This is a genomic window from Pseudomonas sp. NPDC089395, from assembly GCF_044749525.1.
In the GTDB taxonomy this organism is placed as follows: domain Bacteria; phylum Pseudomonadota; class Gammaproteobacteria; order Pseudomonadales; family Pseudomonadaceae; genus Aquipseudomonas.
Genome location: NZ_JBIVID010000012.1, coordinates 55,271 through 66,858 on the forward strand (window position 1 = coordinate 55,271; position 11,588 = coordinate 66,858).

General features: G+C 65.4%; 11 protein-coding genes and 1 pseudogene. 5 read left to right on the forward strand and 7 right to left on the reverse strand.

The genetic code is table 11. The features are described from left to right. Positions 1-106 precede the first annotated feature (106 nt). Positions 107-1,135, forward strand: a pseudogene (locus tag ACIPZG_RS22630) (cache domain-containing protein); the annotation flags it as partial. Between the two features lie 117 nt (positions 1,136-1,252). Beyond that, on the forward strand, positions 1,253-1,993 hold the full coding sequence (locus tag ACIPZG_RS22635; RefSeq protein WP_400717206.1) for a methyl-accepting chemotaxis protein: 741 nt from the start codon (positions 1,253-1,255) through the stop codon (positions 1,991-1,993). Positions 1,994-2,106: 113 nt separating this feature from the next. Here the strand turns inward: ACIPZG_RS22635 and ACIPZG_RS22640 are convergent, their stop codons facing one another. From ACIPZG_RS22640 to ACIPZG_RS22650, 3 genes are all read right to left on the reverse strand, one after another. Beyond that, positions 2,107-3,171 (reverse strand): hypothetical protein, encoded by a 1,065-nt coding sequence (locus ACIPZG_RS22640; RefSeq protein ID WP_400717052.1) that lies wholly within the window; start codon positions 3,169-3,171, stop codon positions 2,107-2,109. Between the two features lie 70 nt (positions 3,172-3,241). After that, complete coding sequence (locus ACIPZG_RS22645; protein WP_400717054.1) at positions 3,242-3,619, reverse strand: RidA family protein; 378 nt, start codon at positions 3,617-3,619, stop codon at positions 3,242-3,244. A gap of 12 nt (positions 3,620-3,631) precedes the next feature. Further along, entirely contained in the window at positions 3,632-4,768 is a 1,137-nt protein-coding gene (locus ACIPZG_RS22650; RefSeq protein WP_400717056.1) for an NAD(P)/FAD-dependent oxidoreductase, read from the reverse strand. Between the two features lie 114 nt (positions 4,769-4,882). On the opposite strand from ACIPZG_RS22650, the gene ACIPZG_RS22655 reads away from it, so the two are divergent. The 3 genes from ACIPZG_RS22655 (at position 4,883) to ACIPZG_RS22665 (ending at position 7,073) form a co-directional block, all read left to right on the forward strand. Further along, on the forward strand, positions 4,883-5,506 hold the full coding sequence (locus ACIPZG_RS22655) for a helix-turn-helix domain-containing protein (RefSeq protein ID WP_008099831.1): 624 nt from the start codon (positions 4,883-4,885) through the stop codon (positions 5,504-5,506). Between the two features lie 109 nt (positions 5,507-5,615). Next, positions 5,616-6,401, forward strand: coding sequence for a sulfite exporter TauE/SafE family protein (locus tag ACIPZG_RS22660; protein WP_400717058.1), 786 nt, complete (start codon positions 5,616-5,618; stop codon positions 6,399-6,401). Between the two features lie 72 nt (positions 6,402-6,473). Then, on the forward strand, positions 6,474-7,073 hold the full coding sequence (locus ACIPZG_RS22665) for a biliverdin-producing heme oxygenase (RefSeq protein WP_400717060.1): 600 nt from the start codon (positions 6,474-6,476) through the stop codon (positions 7,071-7,073). Here the strand turns inward: ACIPZG_RS22665 and ACIPZG_RS22670 are convergent. The 4 genes from ACIPZG_RS22670 to ACIPZG_RS22685 form a co-directional block, all read right to left on the reverse strand. Further along, positions 7,066-7,398 (reverse strand): DUF3325 domain-containing protein, encoded by a 333-nt coding sequence (locus tag ACIPZG_RS22670; protein ID WP_400717062.1) that lies wholly within the window; start codon positions 7,396-7,398, stop codon positions 7,066-7,068. The genes ACIPZG_RS22665 and ACIPZG_RS22670 overlap by 8 nt on opposite strands. Further along, a complete protein-coding gene (locus ACIPZG_RS22675; protein ID WP_400717064.1) occupies positions 7,395-8,909 on the reverse strand; it encodes a PepSY-associated TM helix domain-containing protein in 1,515 nt (504 codons plus the stop codon). The genes ACIPZG_RS22670 and ACIPZG_RS22675 overlap by 4 nt, the downstream gene beginning before the upstream one ends. Then, a complete protein-coding gene (locus tag ACIPZG_RS22680) occupies positions 8,906-9,193 on the reverse strand; it encodes an iron transporter (protein ID WP_400717067.1) in 288 nt (95 codons plus the stop codon). The genes ACIPZG_RS22675 and ACIPZG_RS22680 overlap by 4 nt, the downstream gene beginning before the upstream one ends. Positions 9,194-9,322: 129 nt before the next feature. Next, positions 9,323-11,563, reverse strand: coding sequence for a TonB-dependent siderophore receptor (locus tag ACIPZG_RS22685; RefSeq protein WP_400717070.1), 2,241 nt, complete (start codon positions 11,561-11,563; stop codon positions 9,323-9,325). Between the last annotated feature and the right edge of the window lie 25 nt (positions 11,564-11,588).

Consider the following 11,588-nt stretch of genomic DNA (forward strand, 5'->3'; position numbering starts at 1 on the left):
AGCATTTCAATGTTTTACCGCCCGAGCCGATAGCTCAGGAGACAGGCCCCGCCGTTGCGTCACAAGCGCGCGGCGCCCTCCCCTCCATGGCTCAAGGTCTCGAAACATGAACCTGAAATTTCGCCACAAGATCCTGCTCAGCGCCTGCGGCGTCGTGGTGCTGGCATTTGCCCTGTTCACGCTCTACAACGATTACCTGCAACGCAACACCCTGCGCCAGAACATCGAGGCCTCGGTCCAACAGGCCGGCGCACTCAGCGCCAGCAGTGTGCAGAACTGGATGAGCGGGCGCATCCTGGTGCTGGAAAACCTGGCCCAGGACATCGCCACGCAAGGGGCCAGCGACACCTTGGCCGGGCTGATCGAGCAGCCTTCCTACACGCGAAACTTCCTGTTCACCTACCTGGGCCAGGCCAACGGTGTATTCACCCAACGCCCCGACACCCAGATGCCCGCCGGTTACGACCCACGCCAGAGGCCCTGGTACGCCAGCGCGGCCAATGCCGGCCAGACCGTGCTCACCGCCCCCTACCAAGGGGCGGTCGGAGGCCTGATGGTGACCATCGCCACGCCGGTGAAAAGCCGGGCCAACGGCGAACTGATCGGCGTGGTCGGCGGCGACCTGACCCTCGACACCCTGGTGCAGATCATCAACTCGGTCGACTTCGGCGGCATCGGCCACGCCTTCCTCGCCGACAGCGACGGCCAGGTGATCGTCAGCCCCGACAAAACCCAGCTGATGAAAAACCTCAAGGACATCTACCCTGGCAGCGGCCTGCGCATTGCTTCGGGGTTGCAGGACGTGGTGCTCAACGGCCAGCAACGGCTGATTTCCTTCGCCCCGGTGGCGGGCCTGCCGTCGGCTCAGTGGTACATCGGCCTGTCGATCGACAAGGACAAGGCCTACGCCGCCATCGATCAGTTCCGCACCTCGGCGATCATCGCCATGCTCATTGCCGTGGCCGCCATTGCCCTGCTGCTAGGCCTGCTGATCCCGGTGCTGATGCGCCCGCTGACCACCATGGGCCGCGCCATGCGTGACATCGCCGAGGGCGAAGGCGACCTGACCCGCCGCCTGGAGGTGGTGCACAAGGACGAGTTCGGCGAGCTGGCCACCTCGTTCAACCGTTTCGTCGAACGCATCCACACCTCGATCAGCGAAGTGTCCTCGGCGACCCGCCTGGTGCATGACCTTTCGGAAAAAGTGGTCAACGCCTCCAACGCCTCGATCATCGGCTCCGAAGAGCAGAGCATGCGGACCAACAGCGTGGCGGCGGCGATCAACGAACTGGGTGCTGCCACCCAGGAAATCGCCCGCAACGCGGCGGATGCCTCGCAACATGCCAGCGGCGCCAGCGAACAGGCCCATGGCGGCCGAGAAGTGGTCGAGGAAGCCATCAGCGCCATGACCGCCTTGTCCCAGCGCATCAGCGAATCCTGCGCGCAGATCGAAACGCTCAATGCCAGCACCGACGAGATCGGCAAGATTCTTGACGTGATCAAGGGCATCTCCCAACAGACCAACCTGCTGGCCCTCAACGCCGCCATCGAGGCTGCCCGCGCGGGCGAGGCCGGGCGCGGGTTCGCCGTGGTCGCCGACGAAGTCCGCAACCTGGCGCACCGCACCCAGGAATCGGCCGAAGAGATTCACCGTATGATCACCAGTCTGCAGGTGGGTTCACGCGAGGCCGTGCACACCATGAACACCAGTCAGGTCTCCAGCGAACAGACCGTGCAGGTGGCCAACCAGGCTGGCGAGCGGCTGGCCAGCGTGACCCAGCGCATTGGCGAGATCGACGGCATGAACCAGTCGGTGGCCACGGCTACCGAAGAGCAGACGGCCGTGGTCGAGAGCCTGAACCTGGACATAACCCAGATCAACACCCTCAACCAGCAAGGGGTGGAAAACCTCAACGACACCCTGCGTCATTGCGATGCGTTGTCGCAGCAGGCCGGGCGCTTGAAGCAATTGGTGGGCAGCTTCCGGATTTGAGGGCCTTTTGGGGGGCGCTCTGCGCCCCTTTCGCGACACAAGGCCGCTCCTACAAAAGCACGCGAGTCGCTGTAGGAGCGGCCTTGTGTCGCGAAAGGGCTGCGCAGCAGCCCCTATGCCACCACCGCTTTCCCCTGCCTACCCCGCCGCGCCCAGGCCAGCAACACCGCCGCCATCAGCACGAACCCCAGGTACCCGAACAGCGGATACACCTCACCCACCAGGCTGATGAACCCCACCAGGCTGCAGACAAACGCCGCCGCCCCCGTCACCACCGAGCCCCAGCGGAACTTCGCCGTGCCCGCCGGCAACAGCCGCGACAAGAACGAAAACAAGGTACCCACCGCCGTGTTGACGATCATCCCGAAGATGATCAGGCACATCACCAGCCCCAACAGCGGTGACACCTCATTGGCGATCGACAGCATCGGCATCGGCAAATCGGCGACGCTGTCCAGGCGCGACAGCAACCCGGCGCTCATCACCAGCATCAGCCCACCCAGTGCCGCGCCGCCCAGCAAGCCGCCCCACACCGCCGTTTTCTCGCCCTTGGCCGAGCCGCCCAGAATCGCCAGGATCGGCGCACCCGCGACGATGTTGTACGACACATACAGAAACGCCCCCAGCAACCAGTGGCGCGTACCGGCCTGCTGCTGACTGGCCAGTTGATCGAGCATGGCGAAACTCTGCCCCCGGGTGAACACGGCGTACAGCGCGATGGCCGAGGCCACCAGGATCAGCAGCGGCGTGATGGCGCCGATGGCGACGATCACCTTGCGCACGTCCAGGCACACGATGCCCACCACCAGCAGGGTCACCAGCACACTGCCGGTCAGCGCCGCAATACCGAACTGCTGCTCCAGCAAGGCACCGCCGCCAGCCAGCATGACCACGGTCACAGCGAACATGAAGAAGGTGATCAGCCAGTCGACGAACAGGCCCAGGTGACGCCCACAGATAGCCTGGATCACATCTTTGTGCGAGGTCGCGCGCTGGCGGTTGCCAAGCCCGGCCAGGGCCATGCCGAGGAAAGTGAACAAGGCGGCGCTGACCAGCGCACCGACCAGGCCCCAGAGGCCAAAATCGACGAAGAACAACAGCAATTCCCGCCCGGACGCGAAGCCCGCTCCCACGATCACGCCGACGAAGGCCCCGGCGATCTTCAGTTGCTCTTGCATGTGAACCTCAGGTTATTGTTGTTGTGCGCGCCAAGGTCCTGTCGCGGGCAAGCCCGCGAAAGGGTTCTACTCAGCGCTCGCCGACATACGCTTGCACTTCGATTTCCACATCCACCCCCAGCGCCAGCGCCGAAGCGACGGTCGAACGCACCGGCAACGCAGCGCCGAAGAAGGTTTTGTAGACCTCGTTGAAACCGGCGAAGTGGGCCATGTCGGACAGCCACACGGTCACCTTGACCACCTGATCGAAGCGCGCGCCGCACGCCTCCAGGCTCTCGGCAATACGCTCGCAGGCGGCGCGGGTCTGGGTCTGGATATCACCGCGCACCACCTCGCCGCCGGCACTCATCGGCACCTGCCCGGAGAGGAACAGGAAGCCGCCGGCCTTCACGGCACGCGAGAACGGAAATGGCAGGCTGCTGGGGAAACGCTGGATGTCGTTGCTCATGGGAAGCTCCTTTCAGGATGACTGGAAACGTGCCGGGGACAGGCGCTCGGGCGCCACCCCCTGGGCGATCAGGCTCGGGCACAGTGGTTGCCCGAGCAGCAGGTCGGCGGCCAGGCGCGAAGCACCGGCTGCCGACTGGATACCATAGCCGCCTTGCGCCGCCAGCCAGAAGAACGCCGGCATCTGCGCATCGAAGCCGATCACCAGGTCGCCATCGGCGACAAAGGAGCGCAGGCCGGCCCAGCTGTGGCTCGGGCGTCGAATCGCCAAGGTGGTCATGGCTTCGATGTTGTAGATGCCGAGGGCGATATCGAGCTCCTCGGGTGCGGCGTCCTGCGGCTCGACCGGGTCGGCGTTGGCCGGGGAGCCCAGCAGTTGGCCGGCGTCCGGCTTGAAGTAGAAGCTTTCGTCGACACCGATCACCGCCGGCCAGTGGGCAAAATCCTGATCGGCCGGGCCGGGGAAGGTAAAGGCGCTGCGCCGGCACGGCTGCAGGCCGATCGGTGCCACGCCACACTGCACGGCCACACGGTCGGCCCAGGCTCCCGCGGCATTGATCAGTTGGCGTGCCTGCAGGTGGCTGCCATCGGCCAGCGTCACCTGCCACAGCCCGTCCTGGTATTGGGCCTTGTGCAACTCGGCATTGCAGCGCAACTCACCGCCAGCGGCGCGGTAGCCGCGCAGGAAGCCTTGGTGCAGCGCGTGCACATCGAGGTCCATGGCACCCGGTTCATGCACGGCACCTGCGATGACGTCGTCGCGCAGGCTGGGCACCAGGGCCAGGGCGGCATCACGGTCCAGCAGGCTGACCTCGGTGCCGTTGGCCAGGTTTTGCGCGTACGTGTCTGCGAGTAGCTCACCTTGTTCATGACTGGCGACATACAGGCAGCCACGCGGCTCCAGCAACGGATGTTCGCAGAAACCTGCCGGCGGCGTTTCGTAGAACGCCCGGCTGGCCCGGGTCACGGCCTGGATCTGCGGGGTGCCGTAAGCCTCCATGAACATCGCCGCGGAACGCCCGGTCGAGTGGTAACCCGGCTGCGTTTCACGCTCCAGCAGCAGCACCTGGCGCTGGCCCGCCAGGCGGTAGCCCAGGGAGGCGCCGGCAATACCGGCGCCAATGATCAAGGTGTCGTAGATCGGGGTCATGCACACTCCTGCCAGGCAATTATCATTTATGAGAATTCTAATATATGAGAATTTCGAAATGTGCAAGGGCGCAAGGTAAGATGCGCGACCTTTGCCGTATACCGAGAGCCGCGAATGCCCGATGACCGCCCTGCCGCCACAGGCCGCCCCGATGCCCTGCCCCTGCTCGATCGCGCCGAGGTCGGCGGGCGCCTGCGCCAGGTGCGCAAGGCCCGCCAGCTGACCCTCAAGCAATTGTCCGCGCTCAGTGGTGTACCGGTCTCGACCCTGTCGAAAATGGAGCTGGCGCAGGTCTCGGTGGGCTACGAAAAACTCGCCGCCGCGGCGCGGGCGCTGAATGTCGACATCGCCCAGCTGTTTCGCGCCAGCGGGCCGGTGAGCGCCCCAGTGCCGGTGACCGTGGTGGTCGATTCCTTGCCCGCGGCGGCGGGCTATTCCACCGGCACCTACGACTACCACCCGCTCGCCGGGGCCTTTCCCGAACGCCGCATGACCCCCGCCTATGCCCGCATCATCGCGCGCGAACGCGGCCAGTTCGACGATTTCATCCGCCACCCCGGGCAGGAGTTCGCGGTAGTGCTGAGCGGGCGTGTGCGCATCGAGTTCGAAACCGGTGAAGCCGTGCGCATCGGCCCGCAAGAGACGGCGTACTTCGACAGCCAGGTGGGGCACATCTACCTGTCGGAAAGCGAAGACGGTGGCGATGCCCATGTGATGGTGGTGATGACCGACCGTTGATCGGCAGTGGGTTATAACCTAATAACGAACAAGTCTATTTGGCTATAAAAAACTCCCTATATGCTGGCGTCCATCCGATCACGGGCAAAGCTGGGCAGTCGAGTAGCGTATGGATGTAGGTTCTTTCGGTTTCACCCTCGCCGGACTGGTGGTGGGTTTCATCGTCGGCATGACCGGCGTGGGTGGCGGTTCGCTGATGACGCCAATCCTGCTCTGGTTCGGTATCAACCCCGCCACCGCCGTGGGCACCGACCTGCTCTATGCCGCCATCACCAAGGCCAGCGGCGTCTGGGTGCATGGCCGCAACAAGAACATCGACTGGAAGATCACCGGCCTGCTCAGCCTGGGCAGCGTGCCCGCGGCGGCACTCACCCTGTGGTTCCTCACCACCCTGCACACCGATACCTCGGCGCTCAACGCCGTCATCAAGCAGGGCCTGGCCGTGGTGCTGATCCTCACCGCGCTGGCGATCCTGTTCAAGTCGCGCCTGCAGGCGTTCGCCAACCGCCATGCCGGTGACCACTACCACCTCAGCGATCGCAACCTGAACATCCTCACCGTGCTCACCGGCGTGGTGCTGGGAGTGATGGTCACCCTCACCTCGATCGGTGCCGGCGCGCTGGGTACCGTGGCGCTGTTCCTGCTCTACCCGTTCCTGGCTACCCGCCGCCTGGTCGGCACCGAAATCGCCCACGCCGTGCCCCTGACCCTGGTGGCGGGCCTGGGCCACGCCGGCATGGGCAACATGGACTGGTCGCTGCTGGGCTACCTGCTGCTCGGCTCGCTGCCCGGCATCTACCTGGGCAGCCACCTCACCGGGCGCATTTCCGACCGCGTGCTGCGGCCGTGCCTGGCCACGATGCTGCTGCTGATCGGCTACAAACTGGCGTTCTGACGGCGGCCCGGAAGGAACGCCAGGCTATGATCGACACTCCAACCTAGGCGAAATGCCACCAGAGCCGATCCGATGCCTGCCAGCCCCAGCCCCAGCCCGTTACTGCTCGCCCTTCGCGAGGGAACCCTTGCCTGCCACCAGTCGCTCGAAGCGCGCCTGCCGTTCTTCGATCCCGGCTTTAACACCGCCGCCTACAGCCGCTTGCTGCAAGCCTATTACGGTTTCCACGCACCGCTCGAAGCGTGCCTGGGCGCGTATCAGGACCCCCTGCGCGCCAAGACGCCCGCACTCACCCAGGACCTCCAGGCCCTGAAGCTGAGCGCCCGTGAAATCGACACCCTGCCCGTATGCCAGGCCTTGCCGGCGATCCGTGACGAAGCCAGCGCCCTGGGCGTGATGTACGTGCTGGAAGGCTCGACCTTGGGCGGTCAGGTACTCAAGCGGGCAATGGCCGAGCGCCTGGGTCTGGGGCCCACCAGCGGTGCGGGTTTTCTCGATGTCTACGGCGCCCTGACTGGCCGCTACTGGCGTGACTTCCTCGACCGCCTTGGCCAGGCATCGACCGCCCCGGCGGCGCAGGCTGCCACCGTGCGGGCGGCAGTCGACACCTTCGAATGTTTCGAACGCTGGCTGGGGCAATGCCGTGTGCTCAACCCGGTGCGAATCAACTGATCCACTGCAATAGGCCCCATACTGGCAGCGCCGCTACCAGTCCCACCGCCAGCCGTGGCCAGTAGGGCAACAGCATGACCAGCAGCAGCCCCGCCAGCGATAGCATCGCGAACCACGCCACCGGCCCCATCGCCCAGCCCCAGGCCTGGGCGCAAAGCCACAGGCTGGCCAGCAGCGCCAGCCACCCCACCCCGCGCAATACCTTGCCCAGGGCCACCGGGCAGGCGTGATGCCATACGTGCTTGTAGTGCCGTTCCAGCCCTTGGCACAACCCGAGCATTCCGGCATAGGCGAACAGCGCTCCCCCTGCGACCAGCCACATCATGCTTCAACCTCCACACGTCGACCTGCCCTGACCTTGCGCGCGGTCGGTTGCGCACGCTGAACGCGCCACGCCACCAGGCCCAGCAGCACTCCCAGCACCAGCGCGCACGCCGCCACACCCAGACGCAGGCCATCATCCAGCCCGCCGAAAGCGACCAGGCCGATGCACAGCAGCGCCGCCAACCCCAGTTGCTCGACCCACGCCTGTCGCGCAGGCCGGATGCCCGCATGCAACAGCGCCAGCAGCCACAGACCGAAGAACGCGCGTACCTCCCAAGCTCCCCGACCGGCCAGCTCGACCGGCAGCAGCCGGCTGGCCCACAGCAGGCCGACGCAGGCCAGCAGCAGCCCGGCGACGAAGCCCACGTTGCACACCTCGGCCAACCGATACCAACGATGCCCCGGCACCTGGGCAGCGGCGTATTTGCGCCCGCGCTTGACGCAGAACAGCACCAGACCGCTGGCGATCATCACGCAGCTGATCACGCCGCAGACGAAATACAGCCAGCGCATCGGGTAGCCGCCGAACTGGGCGAAGTGCAGGCCGACCATGACCCGCTGGGTCAGGGGTGCCGCACGCCACTCGCTGACGTCGCTGAGCAACTGCCCGCTGACCCCGTCGAAGACCATGGCCTGGCCCTTGGACAGCGCAATGCGGTTGCCCAGTTCGGGGCGGATCTCGATGCGTGCCCCGGCGGTGTTGGGATTGCGGATATTGAACCCGGCGATCGGCCCCAAACGCGCCTCGGCCTGGGCCAGCAGCGGCGCCACGTCGACCATCTCGGCGGGCTGTTTGCTCAAGCCCCGTGGTTGCTCCAGGCGAGGGTTGCCCTGGGCCTGGAAGTAGGCGCGGTTGTCTCCGGCGAACAACGCATCGACCCCGGCCGGGATGTAGATGAGCATGAAGATGACCAGCCCGGTGTAGGTGATCATCAGGTGGAATGGCAGCAACAGCACCGCACTGGCGTTGTGGAAGTCCAGCCAGGAGCGCTGGCCCTTGTTGGGCCGGAAGGTGAAGAACTCCTTGAAGATCTTCTTGTGGATGACGATGCCGGTGACCAGCGCCGCGAGCATCACCAGGGCCAACGCACCGACGACGAAGATGCCCCAGTTGCGCGGCAGGTCGAGGGTGAAGTGAAAGCGGAAGAAGAAGTTGCCGCCCACGCTGTCGCGTACCGCGATGGCCTCGCCGGTGCCCGGGTCGAGTTGCACCCCGCCGCCATGGCGCCGATCGCCGGTGGAGACGCGCAACCCGGGCGAGCGCTCGGTCGGCAGGCTGACGCCCCAGTTACCGGCCTGCGGCTCATGGACCTGCAGGTAGGCGATGGCGCGTTGCGCGGCTGCCGCTTGGGACACCGGTGTGGCCGGGATCTCTGGCTGCATCCAGTGGTTGAGCTCTTTGTCGAACACCGCCAGGGTGCCGGTGACGAAGATGGCGAACAGCAGCCAGCCGAAAATCAGCCCGGCCCAGGTATGCAGCCAGGCCATCGATTGCGTGAAGGTGTTCTTCATGCCAGCCACTCCAGGGCCTGGGGCCAGAAGCCGACCAGCGCCAGGGGTGCGGCCACGGCCAGCGGCGCCCAGGCGCGCAGGGCGTCGCGGCTGGCGAAGGCCCAGAGGATGGCCAGGGTGTAGAAGATGAAGGTTGGCAGGGTGGCGACGATCACGGCGTCGCTGGGTGACAGTGGCAGCAGCCGGGCCAGGCAGGCTGTTGCGGCGTAGCTGAAGGCATAGCCGCCGAGCAGTGCGGCGCTGCTGCGGGAGAGGATCTGCAGCCAGGCGGGGACTTTGCTCATGAGAGAGTCCTTGAGGTTGTGGTGGCATCTGGGGCTGCTTTGCAGCCCTATCGCGACACAAGGCCGCTCCTACAGGGGCGTGTAGGAGCGGCCTTGTGTCGCGATAGGGCCGCAAAGCGGCCCCAAGGCTCAAAAGGAGATATTCAGCGAAGCAAACAGAGCCCGCCCCGGCTGGTTATAGGTATTGGCCCCCGAGCTACTGGCATTGCCCCCCCGGTAGATCTGCTTGTCGAACACGTTGTTCACCCCCACCCGCACGTCATAGTTGGCGTTGAACCTGTACCCGGCACTCACATCCACCAGCCCATAGGCCTCGACATCCTGCTGCGCCTCGATGTCGTAGTTTTCCTGGGTGCGGTAGTTGTAGCTCGGCGACTTCTGTTTGCCGTAGTAGGTGCCGGCGATCTGGAACGACAGCTTGTCGGTGGCGCGCCAGTCGAGGGTCGTGTTGACCGTGTACTCGGGGATCACCGACAGCGGCTCGCCGGTCTCGCGGTTGTCGTTGTCGAGCATCCAGGTCAGGTTGGTATTCCAGTCCAGCACCGGGCTCAGCTCGACGAACAGGTTGCCTTCGATCCCTTCCACCCGCGCCTCGCCGGCATTTTCCCACTGGGTCACGCGGCGCCCGTTGTTGATGGTGTAGAGCACATCGGTGCCACCGATGATCTTGTTCTGGTAGTCGTTACGGAAGTAGGTCGCACTGGTACGCCAGGTGCCACGGTCGTACTGCAGGCCGATCTCCTTGTTGACGCTGATCTCCGGCTCGAGGTCGGCGTTGCCCTGCAGGTAGCAGCCGCCTGAGTTGCCCTGCTGCACGCTGCAGCCTTGGCCACGGCTGTAGAGCAGGTAGTTGGGGTTGGACTGGTACAGGTTCGGCACCTTGTAGGCACGGGCGATACCGCCCTTGAACGTCAGCGCTTCGGTGAGCTTGTGCGACAGGTTGAGGCTCGGGCTGAAGTTGTCGCCGAAGGTCTCGTGGTGGTCGAAGCGCAGGCCCGGGGTGACGGTGGTGTCACCGAGGATGATGTTGTCCTCGACGAACAGCGCGTAGCTTTTCGCGGTCATCTTCGAGTCGCTGCGGTCGAAGCCGATGATCGCGTTGTTCCCGGAGCCACTCGGGTCGAAGCTCTGCGGACGGAACGAGCCCTGGTCGTTGAGCGACTCGTACAGGTACTCGCCGCCCAGGGTCAGCACATGCTCGGTGCTGTCCATGGCGAACGGCAGGTTCACTTCGCTGCTCAGGCGGGTATTGCGCAGCCGCGACATCGCGGCGCCGCTGTCGTTGATCGCACCTTCCGGACCGCCGGCCAGGCCCTCGTTGAGGCGCCAGTTGCGCACGTATTCGTAAGCCAGGGTGCTCTTGCTGGTGCCCCAGGTGAAGTCGCCCAGGTGCGTCAGGTCATAGGTGCTGCGCTGCATGACGTTGGTTTCATGGCCATACAGGCTGGAAATCAGCTCGACGTCGCTGCCGCCGTTGCTGTTCATGGTGTCGCCGGCATAGATGTTGCCCTGGCGGCTGTAGCCGGCACTGGCTTCGAGGCGGTGCTCGTCGTTGAGCTTCCAGCTCAGCAGGCCATTGATGTCCTTGTTGCGCACGCCTTCACGGCCGGCGACCAGCGCGCTGTTGGCGTGGTCGGCGTTGATGTCCAGGGCGTCGGCGTCGGTCTTGGCCAGGCCACCGAACAGGCGGAAACCAAGGTTGTCGGTGAGCCCGCCGCTGAGGTTGAAGTTGGCCCGGCGGCTGGCGCCCTCGGCATTGTCTTCGGGCAATTGCGTATAGAAATTGAGGTTGCCCTTGAATTCGTCGGTTGGGCGCTTGGTGATGATGTTGACCACCCCGCCCATGGCACCGGAGCCGTAGCGCGCCGCCGCCGGGCCACGGAGGATCTCGATGCGCTCGACCGCCTCGGCCGGCACCCAGTTGGTTTCGCCGCGGGTGTCGCGGTCGCCGTTCCAGCCATAGCGCACGGCGTTGCGGGCGCTGGATGGCTTGCCATCGATGAGGATCAAGGTGTTTTCCGGGCCCATGCCGCGCAGGTCGATCTGCCGGTTGTTGCCGCGTGCACCGCTGGCGCTGTTGCCGGTCAGGTTGACCCCAGGTTCGCGGCGGATGATGTCCGACAGGTCGTTGGCCGGTGGCCGGCGCTTGATGTCTTCTGCGGTGATGATCGACGAGCCCAGCGCCTGGCGCGCCTCGCGCTCGGCGGTGACCAGGGTGTCCTGGATCACCAGCGCGTTGTCGGCCGCCGGTACTTCCAGCACCTCACCGGCGCGCTGCTCGTCAGCTTCGGCGGCGTTCGCCAGCATGGCCGGCGATGCCAGGGCAACGAAGGCCAGGGCCAGGCTGTTGGGTGAGGTTCTGCACTGCATCGATACATCTCCTGCGAATCATGAG

Bases quoted from the DNA above. Each gene is read 5' to 3' on its own strand.
- ACIPZG_RS22635 (WP_400717206.1), top strand. From the start codon at position 1,253: ATGCGGACCAACAGCGTGGCGGCGGCGATCAACGAACTGGGTGCTGCC.
- ACIPZG_RS22685 (WP_400717070.1), bottom strand. From the start codon at position 11,563: ATGCAGTGCAGAACCTCACCCAACAGCCTGGCCCTGGCCTTCGTTGCC.
- ACIPZG_RS22650 (WP_400717056.1), bottom strand. From the start codon at position 4,768: ATGACCCCGATCTACGACACCTTGATCATTGGCGCCGGTATTGCCGGC.
- ACIPZG_RS22655 (WP_008099831.1), top strand. From the start codon at position 4,883: ATGCCCGATGACCGCCCTGCCGCCACAGGCCGCCCCGATGCCCTGCCC.
- ACIPZG_RS22665 (WP_400717060.1), top strand. From the start codon at position 6,474: ATGCCTGCCAGCCCCAGCCCCAGCCCGTTACTGCTCGCCCTTCGCGAG.
- ACIPZG_RS22680 (WP_400717067.1), bottom strand. From the start codon at position 9,193: ATGAGCAAAGTCCCCGCCTGGCTGCAGATCCTCTCCCGCAGCAGCGCC.
- ACIPZG_RS22675 (WP_400717064.1), bottom strand. From the start codon at position 8,909: ATGAAGAACACCTTCACGCAATCGATGGCCTGGCTGCATACCTGGGCC.
- ACIPZG_RS22640 (WP_400717052.1), bottom strand. From the start codon at position 3,171: ATGCAAGAGCAACTGAAGATCGCCGGGGCCTTCGTCGGCGTGATCGTG.
- ACIPZG_RS22645 (WP_400717054.1), bottom strand. From the start codon at position 3,619: ATGAGCAACGACATCCAGCGTTTCCCCAGCAGCCTGCCATTTCCGTTC.
- ACIPZG_RS22670 (WP_400717062.1), bottom strand. From the start codon at position 7,398: ATGATGTGGCTGGTCGCAGGGGGAGCGCTGTTCGCCTATGCCGGAATG.
- ACIPZG_RS22660 (WP_400717058.1), top strand. From the start codon at position 5,616: ATGGATGTAGGTTCTTTCGGTTTCACCCTCGCCGGACTGGTGGTGGGT.